This window comes from Pantoea sp. FN0307, from assembly GCF_050113815.1.
In the GTDB taxonomy this organism is placed as follows: Bacteria; Pseudomonadota; Gammaproteobacteria; order Enterobacterales; family Enterobacteriaceae; genus Mixta; species Mixta alhagi.
On the sequence record NZ_JBNJSO010000001.1, the window covers coordinates 1417182 to 1434192 of the forward strand.

General features: G+C 52.2%; 18 protein-coding genes and 2 pseudogenes. 9 read left to right on the plus strand and 11 right to left on the minus strand.

What is annotated here, in order from left to right; genetic code table 11:
• Positions 1–119: 119 nt before the first annotated feature.
• Positions 120–317, plus strand: a pseudogene (locus ACQE3Z_RS06625) (DUF2569 family protein); the annotation flags it as partial.
• Positions 318–649: 332 nt separating this feature from the next.
• Positions 650–1621 (plus strand): alpha/beta hydrolase family protein, encoded by a 972-nt coding sequence (locus ACQE3Z_RS06630; RefSeq protein ID WP_426972814.1) that lies wholly within the window; start codon positions 650–652, stop codon positions 1619–1621.
• A gap of 29 nt (positions 1622–1650) precedes the next feature.
• On the opposite strand, the gene ACQE3Z_RS06635 is transcribed toward ACQE3Z_RS06630, so the two are convergent.
• Complete coding sequence (locus ACQE3Z_RS06635) at positions 1651–2781, minus strand: ABC transporter permease (RefSeq protein ID WP_426972816.1); 1131 nt, start codon at positions 2779–2781, stop codon at positions 1651–1653.
• A complete protein-coding gene (locus ACQE3Z_RS06640) occupies positions 2774–3130 on the minus strand; it encodes a hypothetical protein (RefSeq protein ID WP_426972818.1) in 357 nt (118 codons plus the stop codon). Before ACQE3Z_RS06640 ends, ACQE3Z_RS06635 begins: the two co-directional genes overlap by 8 nt.
• Positions 3131–3289: 159 nt before the next feature.
• Here ACQE3Z_RS06640 and ACQE3Z_RS06645 point away from each other — a divergent pair, with 159 nt between their 5' ends.
• Together ACQE3Z_RS06645 and ACQE3Z_RS06650 are read left to right on the plus strand one after the other, a co-directional pair.
• Positions 3290–3772: a cold-shock protein gene (locus tag ACQE3Z_RS06645; protein WP_426972819.1), complete on the plus strand. Its 483-nt coding sequence runs from the start codon at positions 3290–3292 to the stop codon at positions 3770–3772.
• Positions 3773–4030: 258 nt separating this feature from the next.
• Positions 4031–4276, plus strand: coding sequence for a DUF2543 family protein (locus ACQE3Z_RS06650; protein ID WP_250652515.1), 246 nt, complete (start codon positions 4031–4033; stop codon positions 4274–4276).
• 112 nt (positions 4277–4388) lie between these two features.
• Here the strand turns inward: ACQE3Z_RS06650 and ACQE3Z_RS06655 are convergent, their stop codons facing one another.
• The 3 genes from ACQE3Z_RS06655 to ACQE3Z_RS06665 all read right to left on the minus strand — a co-directional run bounded on the left by ACQE3Z_RS06655 (position 4389) and on the right by ACQE3Z_RS06665 (position 7097).
• Complete coding sequence (locus ACQE3Z_RS06655) at positions 4389–4916, minus strand: DUF421 domain-containing protein (protein ID WP_426972820.1); 528 nt, start codon at positions 4914–4916, stop codon at positions 4389–4391.
• Positions 4917–5037: 121 nt separating this feature from the next.
• Positions 5038–6273: a cation:proton antiporter gene (locus ACQE3Z_RS06660; RefSeq protein WP_426972822.1), complete on the minus strand. Its 1236-nt coding sequence runs from the start codon at positions 6271–6273 to the stop codon at positions 5038–5040.
• Between the two features lie 497 nt (positions 6274–6770).
• Positions 6771–7097 carry a four-helix bundle copper-binding protein gene (locus ACQE3Z_RS06665; RefSeq protein ID WP_426972823.1) on the minus strand — a complete coding sequence of 109 codons (327 nt, stop codon included), beginning with the start codon at positions 7095–7097 and terminating at the stop codon, positions 6771–6773.
• A gap of 366 nt (positions 7098–7463) precedes the next feature.
• Between ACQE3Z_RS06665 and ACQE3Z_RS06670 the strand changes: the two genes are divergently transcribed.
• On the plus strand, positions 7464–8132 hold the full coding sequence (locus ACQE3Z_RS06670; protein ID WP_250652514.1) for a YecA family protein: 669 nt from the start codon (positions 7464–7466) through the stop codon (positions 8130–8132).
• A 26-nt stretch (positions 8133–8158) separates the two neighbouring features.
• On the opposite strand, the gene ACQE3Z_RS06675 is transcribed toward ACQE3Z_RS06670, so the two are convergent.
• On the minus strand, positions 8159–9280 hold the full coding sequence (locus tag ACQE3Z_RS06675) for an aminotransferase class V-fold PLP-dependent enzyme (RefSeq protein WP_426972824.1): 1122 nt from the start codon (positions 9278–9280) through the stop codon (positions 8159–8161).
• Between the two features lie 182 nt (positions 9281–9462).
• Here ACQE3Z_RS06675 and ACQE3Z_RS06680 point away from each other — a divergent pair.
• The 3 genes and pseudogenes from ACQE3Z_RS06680 to ACQE3Z_RS06690 all read left to right on the plus strand — a co-directional run.
• Positions 9463–9594: pseudogene (locus ACQE3Z_RS06680) on the plus strand (glyceraldehyde 3-phosphate dehydrogenase NAD-binding domain-containing protein); the annotation flags it as partial.
• 38 nt (positions 9595–9632) lie between these two features.
• A complete protein-coding gene (locus tag ACQE3Z_RS06685) occupies positions 9633–9830 on the plus strand; it encodes a hypothetical protein (RefSeq protein WP_426972825.1) in 198 nt (65 codons plus the stop codon).
• 379 nt (positions 9831–10209) lie between these two features.
• Positions 10210–11766: a methyl-accepting chemotaxis protein gene (locus ACQE3Z_RS06690; protein ID WP_426972826.1), complete on the plus strand. Its 1557-nt coding sequence runs from the start codon at positions 10210–10212 to the stop codon at positions 11764–11766.
• Between the two features lie 75 nt (positions 11767–11841).
• Here the strand turns inward: ACQE3Z_RS06690 and ACQE3Z_RS06695 are convergent, their stop codons facing one another.
• From ACQE3Z_RS06695 to ACQE3Z_RS06715, 5 genes are all read right to left on the minus strand, one after another.
• A complete protein-coding gene (locus ACQE3Z_RS06695; protein WP_426972827.1) occupies positions 11842–12042 on the minus strand; it encodes a hypothetical protein in 201 nt (66 codons plus the stop codon).
• A gap of 233 nt (positions 12043–12275) precedes the next feature.
• Positions 12276–13244, minus strand: a complete 969-nt coding sequence (locus ACQE3Z_RS06700) for an XdhC family protein (protein WP_426972828.1) — start codon at positions 13242–13244, stop codon at positions 12276–12278.
• A complete protein-coding gene (locus ACQE3Z_RS06705; protein ID WP_426972831.1) occupies positions 13244–13804 on the minus strand; it encodes a nucleotidyltransferase family protein in 561 nt (186 codons plus the stop codon). Before ACQE3Z_RS06705 ends, ACQE3Z_RS06700 begins: the two co-directional genes overlap by 1 nt.
• A gap of 118 nt (positions 13805–13922) precedes the next feature.
• Positions 13923–15443, minus strand: coding sequence for an acetaldehyde dehydrogenase ExaC (exaC, locus tag ACQE3Z_RS06710; RefSeq protein WP_250652506.1), 1521 nt, complete (start codon positions 15441–15443; stop codon positions 13923–13925).
• A gap of 120 nt (positions 15444–15563) precedes the next feature.
• The gene (locus tag ACQE3Z_RS06715; protein ID WP_426972833.1) at positions 15564–15758 is read right to left on the minus strand and encodes a hypothetical protein; all 195 of its coding nucleotides are present in this window, start codon (positions 15756–15758) and stop codon (positions 15564–15566) included.
• 337 nt (positions 15759–16095) lie between these two features.
• On the opposite strand from ACQE3Z_RS06715, the gene ACQE3Z_RS06720 reads away from it, so the two are divergent.
• Positions 16096–16995, plus strand: coding sequence for a DMT family transporter (locus tag ACQE3Z_RS06720; protein ID WP_250652504.1), 900 nt, complete (start codon positions 16096–16098; stop codon positions 16993–16995).
• The last annotated feature ends 16 nt before the right edge of the window (positions 16996–17011 follow it).

A 17011-nucleotide genomic window follows, 5' to 3' on the forward strand; every position in this document is an offset into this window, starting at 1 on the left:
TTAGGTCAACTGTCAATTGCTCAACCGAGCTATTTATTTATTGCAACAGGCATTAATTTTATTCTTCTGCTTTATGTTATTTACACGTTATCGCTGTTTGCACGTAAAAAAAGGAATTACCGCTGGCTTATATTTTATTAATAGCTGCTGGGCTCGCCATTATGATCCTTGACCGGCTGGCGACCTCTTATATATATCCGAATATCCCGATGAACGCTAACCAGGTGATGCCAATCGTTACGCATACGATTTACGCATGCATCTGGATACCTTACTTCCGTTGTTCTGTACGCGTTAAGAAAACTTTTATCCGGTAGGCGTTAAGCGCACCGTCATTTATAGGGCGACGCCCCCCCCTGGCTTATAATGATCCTGCTCAGTAGAAGTTACCTTTCCTCTCGGCAGGTCGGTATACCTGTTCAGGAAGGCTTGCGCCAGTCAGGGTACGCAGCAAATTGCTAAATGCAAGCATTAAAACGTTAAATATTAATTAATTTCTGACTGCTGTGCAAAGGCGCTTTGTACTTGACCTGATTAATGGCTTTTATTAATGTACCTTTACATTCCCCCTAAGATAAAAGCAATGAAACTGATCAGGCGGTTTTTATTAAAAAGGAAGACGATAGGCACTCTGGCCATAAGCTCAACCGTGCTGGCTATTATTCTCTATCAGAATAGTTATCAGCTTAATGAAAAGAGCATCACTATTTCTCACCAGCCAAATAATCTTGATGCTATTCTGGCGATGCCACGCCATCCGCTGGCGGATGGAAAACCCGGTGTGGTTATATTTATCCATGGCGATGGCCCCATCAACGCAACGCATGGTGGCTTTTACCGGCCGATCTGGGAAGCGCTGGCGCGTTCAGGCTTCGCCTCCTTGTCATGGAATAAGCCTGGCGTTGGCGGCGCACCCGGTAACTGGTTGCAGCAAAGCATGGATGATCGTGCCGATGAAGTAGTGGCAGCTATTCACTGGATAAAAGGCCAGCCGCAGTTGGATGGCCAGCGCATCGCGCTATGGGCCGCCAGCCAGGGAGGCTGGGTTATGCCAAAAGTTGCGGTCAGATATCCTGATCTCTGTTTTATGATCGCGGTTTCCCCTGCAATTAATTGGCTGCAACAGGGTCGCTATAATACTATCGCCAGCATGAAACAACAAGGCCGCTCGCAGCATGAAATCGATATGGAATTAAAGCGCGACCGGCAGGTGTTATCGCTACTTAATAATAATGCTTCTTTTGAGCAGTATCAGAAAACACAGGGTGACGCCGCCGACTTTACTGCCGAGCGCTGGCATTTCGTGCATAAAAATTATCGTGCCGATGCCACGCAGGATCTTAACGCTATACGCTCTCCGGTATTTTTGGCGCTCGGTGGTAAAGATATCAATGTCGATATTAACAATACTGAACAAGTATACCGTCAATATTTAAACCGGGCGAATAAACTGGAAATAAAACGCTATCCTCAGGCCACACACTCTATGCTGGAAAAAAGCACCGAGGAGTCTTTCGTAAAAAGCGGGTACAAGGGGCTGTTTTTTCCACGAACCATTTTTTACCCTGGTTTTTTACAGGATCAGCAGCAGTTTGCCTGGCAGCACCGTGACTGCCAGTAATAGAGAAGGCGGGAAAGCCCCGCCTCTTTTTAATACCAACGGAAAATTCTCATTCCGATAATAAAGGTAATCAAGCCAAAACCCAACAGCATCAACGTAGCAGGCATCACCAGCTGCACATGCGCGCCTTCAATAAACACCTTCCTCATCGCATCCGCCAAAACAGTTAATGGCAGATATTCAATAATGGAAGCCATCCAGTGCGGGAAATTTTTATAACTGAAAAAGATGCCAGAGAGCAAAACCTGAATCAGAATAGTCACTTCAAGCAGACCGTTGGCCGTTTGCGCTTTCATCGCTCTTGAAGAAGCTAATACAGCCATCCCAGAGAAACAGACATTGCCTGCAAACAGCAGCAGCAGAAACGCGTTAAAAGATCCCTGAATTTCCACATCAAAATAGACGCGGGCAAACAGGTTGATAATCAAAATTTCGATAAAGTTAATCAGGAAACAGGCGCCGATATGTGCCAGCAAAAAGGTCGATTTACGCATTGGCGTAATACACATCTGCCGCGTCACGCGGGTAATACGTTTTTCCACCAGCGCCCAGCCGACGGCAATCAGACAGGTTTCCATGATCGCCATCGCCAGCAGCCCAGGCACCAAAAAGTCAACGTATCGTAGCCCTGCGGTTTCCAGCACCGAAAGATTATTATCCTGCGGCTGTTGCGCGCCCTTTTCTTTCTCATTCAATAAATAATATGACAGCATCGCTTCGTTATCCTGCGGATCAAGATAGTAAATCCGCTTTGGCTCGGCGTTATCCCCCTCTTTTGGTTGCGTCGCTTCCACAAACATTTGAATGTCGCCGCGTTTAAGCGCCAGTATCACCTCATCACGATTCTGATAATAGCTTACGCGATAAGTCACCTTTATCAGATGTTGACGTTTAACCTCAGGCAAATTGATAACGCCGGATAATTGATGCGGGTTAGCAGACAGCTGCTCGCTCCACTGGCGAACCTGGGCGGCGGCGGCGGCGCGATCCTGCGGTAACACAACGCCAATACGCCGTTCCGGAATGTCTTGCGAAGAAAAAGAAAGCCCCAGCAACCACACCAGCAACAGCGGAAACCCGAACGACCAGAACAGGATTTGCGGTTCGCGTATATATTGCCGAAACTGCGTGAGCATCAGGTTAAACAGGGCATTATTCATGAAAGCCTCTCCCCGCCAGCGACATAAAAAGATCATCAAGCGTTTTTTTGCGCACCACCAGCTCACCGATTTCCACGCCCTCTTTCTGCGTAAAGGCCAGTAAATAACTGATAAAGCTGGATGCATTTACAATAAGCATACTCACTCTGCCTTCCTTCTCATTAACGTTGTATTCCAGTACCTGAGCATGCTTCCTGATGGCTTCCAGCCTTTGAGGCTGCGCAGTACGGCACTCAACCACTTCACCATCGCAATGTTTTTTCAACAGCTGCGTCATGCTGCCCTGCGTCAGGATTTCCCCTTGATTCATGATGCAGATACGTCCGCAGAGGTACTCCGCTTCTTCCATATAATTCCACTCTGTGTCGCTGACTCTTTTACCAGGCTATCCCCTCGCATACCTGAAATTTATCATCCAGACTTAAACCAAAGACATGGTCTGCGCAGGCAATGTGCTTTACACTGCGCGCTGCAAAAAGTCAGTAGATAAACGATTAATCAGGCGGTAATGGCGATGAACGGAACAATCACAACGTGGTTTCAGGATAAAGGTTTTGGATTTATCAAAGATGAAAACGGCGAGAATCGTTATTTTCATGTGATCAAGGTCGCCAACCCTGAACTGATAAAGAAAGATGCGGCGGTAACTTTCGAGCCCACCACCAACAGCAAGGGCTTGTCAGCATATGCGGTAAAAGTCTTACCGGAAAGTAAATATCTCTATATTGCAGGCGAGCGCGTTAAGCTTACCTCAATCAAATCCTACCTGGTTTACAGCGAAGAAGTGCCTGCCGATACCCGCATCGATAAAGAAAGCCCCGTACTGTCTGTGGGCGTACTGATGAGAAGCATCAGGCCGAAATCAGCGGCGCAGCCTGGTGAGATGCGTTCACTGAAAAAACTGGCAATCACTACCTTTCAGGGAACCACGTTAATCTTCTCGGAAGATGAAATAGACATAGATGCCACAGTGAAGCTGCTCAAGGTTTGAAATAACGCGTACTGACCCGGTGTTGAAATTTTGCGCCATGCTTAAGCAGAATTTCAACACTGGCTATCGGCCTGTGTGCGCCGTGATAGCCAACTCTTTTATCACCTTCGCCAGCCATCAGCCCGCTCCCGGCATAAAACCGATCGCCTTAACGCCCTGCCCCGACTGGATGACCAAAAAACCCAACAAGAATGATATTATTCAGGCCAGACGATGCAAACAGCAACTGACACCGAACACAGTCCCTGAGGATCTTTTATGAACAAAGAAATACCGCTTAAATTTTATGACATCGTGGATGAGTATTCGACGGAAACGGCCAGGGCGGTGAGCGACGCAGAACGCGATCCTCTGGCGCACTATTTTCAACTGCTGATTACGCGCTTAATGAATAACGAAGAGATCAGTGAGGATGCGCAGAAAGAGATCGCTGATGAAGCCGGTATCGATGAAGCGCGTATTGATGAGATAGCCACATTCCTGAATCAATGGGGCAATGAGTAGTTCCCGCTGAGGGTATTTTGAAACGGATACAACGTGAGTGTGGTGTCCGTTTTTGCAGATCGAACGCTCCCTCAGCCTTGCCACTTCGTGCTAAACGGCGCTGGTTGAAAATTCAGTCATCGGAGTTCTGTATGGTGACGTCAGAAAGCGCGGAACGGCCTTCCGCCCCAGACCTGACGATACTAAAGCTCCCGTCTGTTTCCAGCACCACCGCTTCGATGTCTTCCAGGGCAGCAAAGCCCCCTGCCCGGATAGCTGAACGGACTTCGTCTTTTGTTACACGGGACGACCGCATCGCCTGGGTAAGAAAATGGCCCTGATAGAATAATAAGGCTGGCTCACCGGTTACCAGCTTGCGGAACCAACCAGCTCTGACGCTGGACCAGGTGACTCCATACTGCAACACAATCAGCAGGGCAAACGCGAGCGTCCCCTGGGCAAGAGACACGTTGCGGTTAAGCAAGACCGTAGCGTACGTTGACCCCAGTGCCACCGTAACCACCAGATCGAACGCGTTCATTTTAGACAGCGTACGCCGACCTGACAGGCGCAGCAATATGATGAGGTTAACGTAAGCAAGAATGCCAATAATCAGCGTGCGAACAAGCGCAGAGCCGCTACTGAAAAATATCCCTTCCATTATTTCTCCGGTAGTTACATTAATTAAAGGAAATTCCCGGGTCTGTGGGTACGGGCGCTTAGCCATATAGGGTTAACTGCAACTCATTTTTTCAGGTGATGCAGCATTGCCATTATAAAACTTAATCTGGTCGTATAATGCGACGGGCAAGCTTCCCAACGGACATACCCTGAACAAGTATTGAAAATACTACGACAAGATAGGTAAGCGACACGACGGTGTCGCGATGCTCCCCTGTCGGCAGGGAAAGCGCTAATGCCACTGAGATACCGCCACGTAACCCACCCCAGGTCAGCACCGCCCATGCCCCCTTCGGCAACCTGAAAATACGGTTAAACAGGCCGATAGGTAGGCCCACAGTCAGTAGCCGGGTAAAAAGCGTCAGAAGAATAACTATGCATGCCACGCCCAGAAGCTTATGGGTAAAATGAATCAATATCACCTCCAGACCAATCAGCACAAACAGCACGGCATTGAGTATCTCGTCAATAAGCTCCCAGAACATATCAATATGGCGTTCCGTCTCTTCTGACATTGCGTTTGAGCGGCCCTGATTCCCAATGATAAGCCCCATGACTACCATAGCCAGCGGCCCTGATACTTCGAGGTACGTAGCCAGCGCATAGCCGCCCAGTACCGCAGCCAGGGTAAGCAGCACTTCCTCCTGATAGCTGTCGATGCTTTTGAGCATTAAATAAATAATGTAACCAACACCCCCGCCCAACAGGGCCCCACCCCCCGCCTCCCTGATAAGAAGAGTCATAGCTTCCGTAATGCCGGGGGCTTCAGCGCTGGTAATCATGGAGAGAATCAGTGAAAACAAAACCACGCTGACCCCATCGTTAAAGAGCGATTCGCCTGACATAACGAGCTCAACATTTTTGGGTGCCCCGGCAGAACGCAAAATACCAATCACGGCAATCGGGTCAGTAGGTGAAATTAATGCCCCAAAAATCAGGCAATAAGCGAAAGGCAGTTGCAGGCTGGTGAGCGTAAGAATTCCCCATAAACACACGCCAATGATGACGGTTGAGAATGCCGTGCCGATAATGGCAAGTGAAGCCACCTGCCACCGGTAGGCACGCAGCTTATGCAGATCCACATGTAAAGCGCCGGCAAACAGTAACAGTGACAGCATCCCCTGCATCAGCAGCTCGGAAAAATCTACGGATTCAACCAGAGATTGCTCAAGCGTCCGTAAAACAGGGATTCCCAACGTGTCGGCGAGCATATTAAACAGGGAAATGACCAGCGCAATGGCCATAACGCCGATAGCCGACGGCAGCCCAACATAACGCCGGTTGAGATACGCCAGTAGAGCAGTAATACACAAAAAGATTGCTGCAATGTTCAGCATTTGAGTCCCTCTTCAGCCAGATAGCCCGTTCATGAACAAAGCAGCAGCCCGCCCCTGTTTTGCCACGACATGGCGGCCAGGGGTATAAATCGCAGCGCTGCCTGTAAAGCCCACCGGGGTGGAGTCAAACCCACCGCTGTTATATGCCCGTCCCTGAGTTAAAAAAAGAGCACCGAAATCAGCACGCTCCTGCCGTTCGGCAGCATCGGAAGAGCAAGAAGCCGCTCCATTAGAAGGAGTATTTTTTAGATGGCAGCTGGCCTGAAATACAGGATTTCAACAACCTTTATAAAACCAGTCTCTCTTTCCGGTGCGGAACAGGATTGTTGTCGGGACAGTGAAAAGAGATCAGTCAGATTTTATGCGTAAGCAACCTTGCTCAGTTGGCGCAAATGTCTGGCGTATCTCACAGAGCCGGGGTGTCTTCTGCCCAAAAGAAACGCTTTACGTTGAATATCAGAAAGGCGTATCCAGTCAGCTCTCTGGCCCCCGCATTATCAGGCGGCCATTTTTCTGCATTCTTCGGCACACCGGTGACAGGCTTCGGCACACTTTTTACAATGGTCGTGCTCATGTTTCGCGCATTCATCGCCGCATTTCTGACAGATATCAGCGCAGAGGTTGCAGAGTTCAGCAGAGAATTCACTTTCAAGCGTCATAAACTGCGCGGCCAGACGACAGATGGCGGCACACTGCATGTCCGAGCGGATACATTCACGCATCATATCGACATCCGCCTCCTTCAAACATGACGTGGCACAGTAATCACACGTTGCGGCGCAGATATAACAGGCTTCAATACAGCTGCGGTATTTTTCTGACATATATTTTCCCCCTTACCCTGATTGTTGTCTGGTAAGTAATAATCCTGGATCATAATAGCCAGTGCTGCAAAGTAGCCTGTTAATTTCAGTAAAATTTATCAGAATACGAACGGGTCGGATAAAGGAAAAGCCACTCACGAGTTGCCGGGGTTTCCGAAACAGATCGCAAAATCACTTTCAACGTTCTTGTTGCAAAAAGCAGGCATAGATGCTGGTTAGTGCCGTCGTAAAATAATGGCAAAAATAAACCCGACGCCTGATTCCCTCGCCGCCTCGCCAGGCCAGTTGTCATATTTATAGCTAAGCTGAGCGGATAAGCGTGTACACTGCTGCGGTTTTAAATCTAAGCGCCCAGGAGGCAACAGTATGAAAGAAGGCCCATTGACCGAGAAAGAGCTGCAATGGCTTGACGAAATGCTGGATAAATATGGCAGCGAGGAGTCAATCGTGGATGTTGCCGAGCTGGATGGCCTGCTGACCGCCGTGCTTTCCGGTCCGAAAACCATTGAGCCAGCCCAATGGCTGGTAGCGCTCTGGGGCGGTGAGAAGCGCATTCCGAAATGGAGCAACGAGCGTGAAATGAACCGCTTTATGGAGCTCTGCTTCCAGCATATGAACGATATTGCCGATCGTCTTGCGGATTTTCCCGAGCAGTTCGATCCATTGTTTGGCGTACGTGAAACCGAAGGCCAGGATTTCACCGTGGTGGAAGAGTGGTGCTTTGGCTATATGCGCGGCGTGGCGCTGAGCGACTGGTCAACGCTGCCGGAAGATTTACAACCTGCGCTGGAAGCCATCGCCCTGCACGGTAAAGAGGAAAATTTCCCGCAGCTGGAAAACCTTTCCCCGGAAGAGATGGAAGCGCGATTTGCCGCCATTCGCCCTGCTGCGCTGGCGCTGCACGATTACTGGATCGCCCAGCCGGAAGCGGTGCCTGCGCCGCAGCAGCCAATCGTCACCGAGCAAAAGCCAGGCCGCAACGATCCCTGTTTCTGCGGCAGTGGTAAAAAATATAAGCAGTGCTGCCTGCACTAAGCATGATGCGCCTGCGGGCGCATTTTTTATGCGGCAAATCCCCCGCAGTCGATCAGATAATCGATTAACGCCGTAAGCTTTTTCAAATCCTCCAGCGAAATATTATGAAATAGCGCAATGCGTAGCTGGTTACGGCCCAGCGCCCGGTAGCCATCAATACCATAAACCAGCTGCCGCTGTTCCAGCCAGGCTGTCAGCTTGCTTACGTCAACCGAATCGGCAACGTCGATGGTCGCCACCGTGGTTGAACGCGCCCGCGGATCCGCTACATAGCAGGATAAGCTGTTATGCGTCTGCGCCCATTGATAGATCCACTCGGCCTTCTCTTTTGCCTGCTGCTCTACCTGCGCGAATCCCAGCGCATTCATCCGCTTAACCTGCTCAGCAAACAGCCATAGCGTTACCACGGCTGGCGTATTATAAGTTTGCGCCTGCTCGCTGTTACTCAGCGCCAGCCGCCAGTCGGCAAAAACCGGAATATAGCGCTCACGATCCGCGGCGACCTCCGCGATACGGGCTTTCGCTTTCGGCGACAGCAAGGCCACAAACAGCCCTCCTTCGCTGGCGAAAACCTTTTGTGGAGAGAAGAAAAAGAGATCGGTACGGGAAATATCGCAGGCTACCTGTCCCGCGCCGCTGGTGGCATCTACCGCCAGCAGGCAGTGCTCATCAACGTCCGGCAAAAGGGTATTCATTACGCCGGTAGAGGTTTCGTTCAGCGTAACGGCAACAACGTCTGCGCCTTCGCCTTGCGTCATCACATTGCCCTGCCCATTTTCTACCTGGCGCTTTTCCGCCTCGATCCAGGGAATACGTCGGGAAGCGTTAAACCATTTATCAGAGAACTCGCCACAGACATGATGAACGATGCGCTTTTTCACCAGCCCAAGTCCAACCATATCAAACAATAGCGTCGCGCCACCGTTCCCCAGCACGATGCTGTAGTCCTGAGGAACATTTAAATAGCTGCGCAGGTTATCCTGAATTTCCCGACATAACGCTTTTACCGGCTCTTTGCGATGACTGGTGCCTAACAGATGCGGCCCTTGCTGTTGCAGGCGGGCCAGATCTTCCAGGCGAATTAATGAAGGGCCACAGCCAAAACGCGGATCGGAGGGAATTAAATGCTGAGGGATGTTAACAGACACGCGACGCTCCTGTGAAAGACAGACTTAATGCTGCAAGGCGACCGGGCAGTCGCGCCAGCATACTCATAATATTTTGTTAAAAGATTTATTTTTTTAACATCATTCTCAGAAAAACACACCCAAAACAGGTTGCCGCTTCTTCTTCTCTGCGCGCCACCCGGGACAACAGACAAGGGGTTATCATGGTCAGAATCGGTATTAATGGATTTGGCAGGATCGGGCGCAACGTACTACGCGCAGCACTGGGCAACCCGGCGCTGCAGATTGTGGCGATAAACAATCTGACAGACAGCAAAACGCTGGCTCACCTGCTCTATGCTGGGCACGCTGCCGGCGGCCATGGAGGCAAGCCATGGGCAGCGTAGCATTGATGGTTAATCATCAGGGCGATCCGCGTTCATCGCTTATTGACGGGCTGTCAACGCTGGTTATCGGTGGCAATATGGTCAAAACCCTTGCCTGGTATGACAACGAATGGGGATTTTCAAATCGCCTTGTCGCTCTGGCGCTTAATTATCAGCGCATAACAGAACAGAGAATCTCTCTTTGATGACCTGCAGAATAGCCAGCATTTCATCCATGAATTTATCAGAAATCCTTTTGAATATTTTACATTTCTGACGCCTGCGTCTACAGCACAGCACTATTCCCACGCTGCTTACTTCGCCAAGATCGGCAGCGTCAACAGTAAAAATAGCGACGCCCCTAATGCGCTTGTGCATGGATTTGATTTTATCACCCTGCCCTCTCATCCAGCCTGCGTTGTGATTTTTTCTCGGCGCGATAGCATCGATGATCAGCCGAATACAGCCGCAAAAAAAACATGCACCTTTCTTATGTATACCTGCTAAAGGTTTCGCTTTCCCCGCCGATGCTTAAGCAACAATAACACTTCAACTGGACTGACCTCTGTTCGCAGGTAATAACACATGTTTAGAAATTTAACTATCAAGCGAAAGTTTATTCTGGCTTTCGGGGCGGTTGTCGCAGTGATGTTAGTTATCTGCGCGACTTTTTACTTAAACTTTTCGCGTATCGTCACAGCAAATAGCTGGAACGTGCATACCTGGCAGGTTATTGATGAAAGCCGGGGGCTGGTTGAGAGCCTGATTAATATGGAGACCGGCCTGCGCGGTTATGCCCTTAATGGCAAAGAAGATATGTTGCAGCCGTATGCGGACGGGCAAAAGGTATTCCTGCAGCATCTGGAAAAGGCCCGCCAGTTAACGTCGGATAACCCTGTCCAGCAGCAACGTCTGGATCGTCTGTTGGAATTTGAGAAGACCTGGAAAAGCGATTTTGCCGCACGCCTACTGGAAAACCGTCGCGCCGCCGATGCCGGTACCTTGACCGGGCAGGCATTTATTGAGGCGTTTGAAGCCAATACCGGTAAAGCGGAGATGGATAACATGCGCGCCATTATCAATGAATTCGCTGGAGCAGAGCAGGTACTGGTTAAGCAACACCAGGCCGCCGTGGATTCAATCACATCGCAAACCACGCTGACGCTGATTTTTGGTGCACTGTTCGGCTTAACTATTGCCATAACGCTGGGCTATGTGCTGACGCGCGCAATCACCCTTCCATTACAACGCGCAGTGGATGCCGCTCAGGCAATTGCCACCGGCGATCTGACGACTCCGCTTTCTGCAAACTCGCGTGATGAAACCGGCGTACTGATTAACGCGCTGGCATCGATGCAGGCACAACTGATGCGCGTGGTCTCTGATATTCAAAATGCGTCGGCCTCAATTGATAACGCAGCGAAAGAGGTGGCGACAGGCAATATCGATCTCTCCAGCCGCACCGAGCAGCAGGCAGCGTCGCTGGAGGAGACATCGGCCAGTATGGAGCAGCTGACCGCTACGGTGCGGCAGAATACCTCTAATGCCCGGCATGCCAGCACACTGGCCAGCGATGCGTCGCAGGTGGCGCTACGCGGTGGCGAAGTCGTAGATCAGGTCGTCGTCACCATGTCAGCGATTGCAGAAAGTTCACAGCATATCGTGGATATTATCAGCACCATTGAAGGCATCGCCTTCCAGACCAACATCCTGGCGCTGAATGCCGCTGTGGAAGCCGCACGTGCAGGCGAACAGGGGCGCGGCTTTGCGGTAGTTGCCAGCGAGGTGCGCGCACTGGCCCAGCGCAGTGCAACCGCAGCGAAAGAGATCAAGCAGCTAATCCATCAATCTTCAGAACGTGTAACCGAAGGCACCTCGCTGGTCGCCGATGCTGGCATTACGATGAAAGATATCGTGACTTCCATCCAGCGTGTTTCTGAGATCATGACTGAGATTTCCCAGGCTTCCAGTGAGCAGGCAAACGGTATTGAACATGTCGGTCTGGCAGTTACACAGATGGATGAGGTCACGCAGCAGAACGCTACGCTGGTGGAACAGGCCGCTTCCGCTGCGGCGGCGCTGGAGGATCAGGCGTCACAGCTCAGCCGCAGTGTGGCGATTTTCAAAACCACCGCGCTATAACGAAACAGCAGGAGAAGCGCGAGGCCGCTTCTCCTGCCTAAAAGTTAACGGAATATATTCATCCGCAGCGGGATGTTAACGCCAGAACACCCGCTCATCGCTGTCATAAAGCGGATCGCGCAGCGCGCTGTAATGTTCGCTCATCAGCGCAGGGAAACGTTCTTTGTCGCTCAGATGAAGCGGCTGTCGTCCCGGCAAGTTCACTGCAATCAGGCTTTCCTCAAGAGCATCCAGCGTTTCATCACGCTCGTCAAACAGGCTACGGCTTACTGACATCAGTTCTCTCCAGTGAAAATGCATCCTTTTAAGCATAGTAATATCGGACCATTACGCCAAATCAACAGGGTAAGCGGCTTTTTTTCCGATATTTCTCTTATCGTTTTCATGAGAGCGTGGTTTATATGCTGACGTCGTTAACTCAAACAGCGCCGTGCTGGCCGTATGTTCTTATTATGATCGCTATGCGTTTCTGAAACATCAGAAAGTAACTAACAGTAAGCTGCGAATAATCAACGCCCATTTTTGACACGTACGATATCGGCCATAATCGCCAACGCGATCTCCGTGGGTGTTTTACTGCCGATCGGCAGGCCAATGGGGGCATGAATACGTTGTAACGCGCTTTCATCCAGCTCACCGATCCGACGCAGACGCGCCAGCCGCTGTTGGCTGTTGCTGGCGGATCCCATGGCTCCCAGATAAAAAGCGGGCGTATTTACCGCCTCCAGCAGCGCCAGATCATCCACACGCGGATCGTGCGTGGCGCAGATCACCGCGGTTTGATCGCTTGCGCCGTGCAGCTCCAGATAGCGCGCCGGGTGCTGACTGATACAGCGCAAATGCGGCTGCGGTAAATGGTGCTCCTGAAGCTGTTGCCAGAAGGCATCACGATGTTCACACACAATAACCTGCATGCCCAGCATCAGCGCCAGGCGCAGGCATTCACCGGCTACCGCTGAATAGCCTGCCAGCAGCAGCGTCGGCACGCTGCCTACTGATAACGATACGCTGTCATGGTCATAGCACAATGCGCGCGGCACGCGGTCGCTCTCGGTTTCCAGCTGTGCGCTCTGCCCTATTACAATCTGCTTGCGCAGCCGATCGCCGCCCGCCAGCGCCTGCTGCAGACGGCGGAGATGGTTCAGGCTGGCTGCGTCCGGCAGCAGCCGTTCAATCAGCACATCCAGCACCCCGCCGCACGGCAGCCGGGTGGATGTTGCCAGCCCGCCTTCACCGTAGCGCACTATCTGGCTGGCTGCGTTAAAAGTTCCCTGCTGTAAGCGCGCAAGAAAATCCTCTTCAATACAGCCACCGGAGAGCGACCCGCAAAATTGTCCCTGCTGATTTGCCACCAGCAGCGCACCGGGCGCGCGCGGCGCCGATCCCCAGCTGTGCAATACGGTACAGAGCCAGACGCACTCTCCCTGCAGATGCCACTGCAGCGCGCGGTCAATAACCTGTTGATCAAGTGACTGCATTATCCCTCTCCCGACAGCATTGACGGCAGATCGACATCACGTACCGCGCCCCTGTCCTGCGTCGCCAGCAGATAAACGTCATGCTGCGCTAACAGCTCACGCGCTGCCGTTTCGCCGCTTAACGTCACCAGCTGCGCATAACACTCCTGGCTAAAGCCCACCGGATGACCTGGCTGACCTTGCCAGCAGGCACGCACCCGCTGATGTTCTTTCAGCGCCTCTGCCGTCTGCTGTAGCGTTGCCGGACTCAGCCACGGCATATCCGCCAGCATAATCAGCCAGCCATGCCAATGTGCCGTTGCCTTTACCCCGGCGGCGACAGAGCTGGCGATGCCCGTGCTCGGCAGGATAATCTGGCGTGCGCCGCCAATGCAGCGCCGCAGCGCCAGCGGCTCTGGTCTGAGCACCACCGCCACCGGCAGGCCGCTTTCTCTGGCGATACGGTAGCTGCGCGCCAGCATTGGTTCGCCCTCTATCGGCTCCAGCAGCTTATGGCGACCGCAGGCGGCGCGATAGCGCGTACTTTCTCCAGCTGCCAGCAGCAAAATCCCTACGGTCATAGACGTCCCGTTGCGTTACGATAAAAGCTAAGCATAGATCGTCGGGAACCAGGCCTGCAAAAATTGGCATCAAAGGATAAAAAGGGGCGTGGAACGCCCCTGAGGCGGGAAGGCAAAGTCAGAAAAAGCCCAGCGGCTCAATGCTGTAGCTCACCAGCAGGTTTTTGGTCTGCTGATAATGATCGAGCATCATTTTGTGGGTTTCACGACCAATACCCGATTTTTTATAACCGCCGAACGCCGCGTGCGCCGGATAAAGATGATAGCAGTTAGTCCAGACGCGACCCGCTTTGATGGCGCGTCCGACGCGCCAGGCGCGGTTAATATCGCGCGTCCAGACGCCTGCGCCGAGACCGTAAATGGAATCGTTGGCAATAGCGATGGCTTCCGCCTCATCTTTGAAGGTGGTAATGCCCACAACCGGTCCGAAGATCTCCTCCTGAAACACTCGCATACTATTACTGCCTTTCAACAGCGTTGGCTGTATATAGTAACCGCTTTGCAGTTGCCCTTCAGTTGGCTCAATGCCGCCACCCGTCAGGATCTCTGCGCCCTCTTGCTGCGCGATATCCAGATAAGAGAGAATTTTATCAAACTGCTGCTGCGAAGCCTGCGCGCCGATCATCGTCTCGGTATCGAGCGGATCGCCGCGTCGAATGGTTTTTATCCGCGCCATCACCGCTGCGATAAACGGCTCGTAAATCGATTCCTGAATCAGCGCGCGCGATGGACAGGTACACACTTCGCCCTGATTAAGAAAGCCCAGTACCACACCTTCTGCCGCTTTCTCAATAAAAGAAGGCTCCGCCTGCATAATATCTTCAAAGAAGATGTTAGGCGATTTACCGCCCAGTTCCACCGTGGACGGGATCAGGTTTTTCGCCGCCAGCTCCAGAATATGGGTGCCGGTTGCAGTAGAACCGGTAAAGGCGATTTTAGCGATACGCGGATTGCCCGCCAGCGCTTCGCCCGCCTCGCGACCAAAACCGTGTACCACGTTCAGCACGCCCGGCGGCAACAGATCGCCCACCAGCTCAGCAAAAAGCGTGATCGACAGCGGCGTCTGCTCGGCAGGCTTCAGCACCACGCAGTTACCGGCCGCCAGTGCCGGTGCCAGTTTCCAGGCCGCCATCAGTAGCGGGAAATTCCACGGGATAATCTGTCCAACCACGCCCAGCGGCTCGTGAATATGGTAGGCGGCGGTATGCTCATCAATCTCCGCCGCCGTGCCCTCCTGCGCACGAATACAACCGGCAAAATAGCGAAAGTGATCCACCGCCAGCGGCAGATCGGCCGCCAGGGTCTCACGCACCGGTTTGCCATTGTCCCAGGTCTCATGTACCGCAAGGCGCTCCAGGTTCTGTTCCAGACGGTCAGCAATTTTCAGCAGCAGCTGAGAGCGTATCTGTACCGAGGTTTTACCCCAGCGATCGGCAGCGGCATGCGCCGCGTCCAGCGCATTTTCAATATCCTGCTGGCCGGAGCGCGGAAATTCGCCGATAACCGAGCCGTCGACCGGCGATGTATTTGTGAAATAGTCGCCGCTAACCGGCGCAACAAATTCACCGTTGATGTAGTTGCCATAGCGCTGCTGCAGCGTTATCAGCGAATCTTTATATCCGGGCCAGGCATAGCGCATACCGATTCTCCTGTGGTGTCAGCTAACAAACAAGTAACCATTTATTAACATGGCCGAGTGCAACAGCTTTGTCAGTTGCCACAGGAGAAAAGTGTGAGCGCGGCGGAAAGATTCAGCGCCTCAGGCGCTAAGCTGCTCACGCTGGCGCAGGCTTTGCCAGAAACGCTGTAAAATCAGGCGTGGCTGATGGGTATCCGGCTGAGCGGCAGGATTAAAATCCGCGCCCTCCGGCAAACAGGCCTGCATAATGTGTGCGTCAAATTCGGGATGAAACTGCACCGATAGCGCATGCGGTCCGTACGAATGATCTGGCAATCATCGCCGTCGGAGCGGGCCAGCACGCGCGCGCCGGGCGGCGGCATCAGCACCGTCTGACGATGGGAGAGCCAGACCGAAAAGCGGGGGGCCGTTCAAGCTGGATAATTGCAAGAGGGTGCTGCGTGCAGGTCATACCGAATCCTTTTCCTGTTACGGGAGCGTTTCGGTTGCACAGTATTGCAGCTCTGTTGAGGGCTGTCTCATAACTTTTTCTGAGACTTGAGTGCGGGCTGATAATAAGCAGGCAAAGAAAACCGCCGCGCTAAGGCTTGTCTGTGTGTCGATACCTGTCATGATAGTTAATGATTTATTGCAGACAATTAAGGATGGTGTTGTGGCTCTGCGTCATTTTTTTCTGGTGTTGATGGTCGTCTCCATTTGGGCATTTAATAACGTGGCCATTAAATGGGGCCTGCTGGATCTGCCGCCGTTATTTATGACCTTTATGCGCTTCGTGGTCGTCGCGCTGGTTCTGATCCCCTTTACCCGTATCACCCGTGCCCAGTTGCCCTGGCTGGCGGCGCTGGCATTTACCTTTGGTTTTATGCATTTTTCCCTGCTGTTTGTCGGTATCAGCTACACCGATGCCGGTACCGGCGCGGTGCTGGTACAGCTGGGCACGCCGATTGCCATGTTGCTCGCCTGGGTGATCCTGAAAGAGAAGTTAACGCTGATGCAATTATTTGGCATCGCTATCTCTCTTAGCGGCGTGGTGGTCTTGACCGGCAGCCCAACGATCCCCAACTGGTGGGTGCTGGCGCTGCTGCTGACCAGCGCATGCGGCTGGGCTATCAGCAACCTGATTGTCAAAAAAGCGCCGCCAATCAAACCGTTAACCATGACCGGCTGGCTGTCGTTTATGGCAATCCCCATCGTAGGCGTAACCTCATGGCTGACCGAAGCGCATCAGATTGACGCGCTCTTGCACGCTTCATGGCGGGGCTGGTTCGGCATTTTGTATAGCGCTATCGCCTCTTCCGTTGTGGCCTATTCGCTCTGGTATGCGCTGCTGAAAAAATATAACGTCAACCTGCTGATGCCCTATTCGCTGCTGACGCCGGTGCTGGCCGTGATTATGGGCGTGCTGGTGCTGGGCGACAGCATGAATATGTTTAAAATTATCGGCTCGCTGCTGGTTATTTGTGGCACCGCTATCGCAGTAATCAATATCCGTCGTTTACGTATGCATGCCCGCTTCCCCCGTTTGCCGCTACGACGTAAGCGTCAGCCATAACAGGAAAAAAAGTCCA

Coding starts and splice junctions, on each gene's coding strand:
- ACQE3Z_RS06635 (WP_426972816.1), bottom strand. CDS start 2,781: ATGAATAATGCCCTGTTTAACCTGATGCTCACGCAGTTTCGGCAATAT.
- ACQE3Z_RS06640 (WP_426972818.1), bottom strand. CDS start 3,130: ATGGAAGAAGCGGAGTACCTCTGCGGACGTATCTGCATCATGAATCAA.
- ACQE3Z_RS06645 (WP_426972819.1), top strand. CDS start 3,290: ATGGCGATGAACGGAACAATCACAACGTGGTTTCAGGATAAAGGTTTT.
- ACQE3Z_RS06650 (WP_250652515.1), top strand. CDS start 4,031: ATGAACAAAGAAATACCGCTTAAATTTTATGACATCGTGGATGAGTAT.
- ACQE3Z_RS06655 (WP_426972820.1), bottom strand. CDS start 4,916: ATGGAAGGGATATTTTTCAGTAGCGGCTCTGCGCTTGTTCGCACGCTG.
- ACQE3Z_RS06660 (WP_426972822.1), bottom strand. CDS start 6,273: ATGCTGAACATTGCAGCAATCTTTTTGTGTATTACTGCTCTACTGGCG.
- ACQE3Z_RS06665 (WP_426972823.1), bottom strand. CDS start 7,097: ATGTCAGAAAAATACCGCAGCTGTATTGAAGCCTGTTATATCTGCGCC.
- ACQE3Z_RS06670 (WP_250652514.1), top strand. CDS start 7,464: ATGAAAGAAGGCCCATTGACCGAGAAAGAGCTGCAATGGCTTGACGAA.
- ACQE3Z_RS06685 (WP_426972825.1), top strand. CDS start 9,633: ATGGGCAGCGTAGCATTGATGGTTAATCATCAGGGCGATCCGCGTTCA.
- ACQE3Z_RS06690 (WP_426972826.1), top strand. CDS start 10,210: ATGTTTAGAAATTTAACTATCAAGCGAAAGTTTATTCTGGCTTTCGGG.
- ACQE3Z_RS06695 (WP_426972827.1), bottom strand. CDS start 12,042: ATGTCAGTAAGCCGTAGCCTGTTTGACGAGCGTGATGAAACGCTGGAT.
- ACQE3Z_RS06700 (WP_426972828.1), bottom strand. CDS start 13,244: ATGCAGTCACTTGATCAACAGGTTATTGACCGCGCGCTGCAGTGGCAT.
- ACQE3Z_RS06705 (WP_426972831.1), bottom strand. CDS start 13,804: ATGACCGTAGGGATTTTGCTGCTGGCAGCTGGAGAAAGTACGCGCTAT.
- exaC (WP_250652506.1), bottom strand. CDS start 15,443: ATGCGCTATGCCTGGCCCGGATATAAAGATTCGCTGATAACGCTGCAG.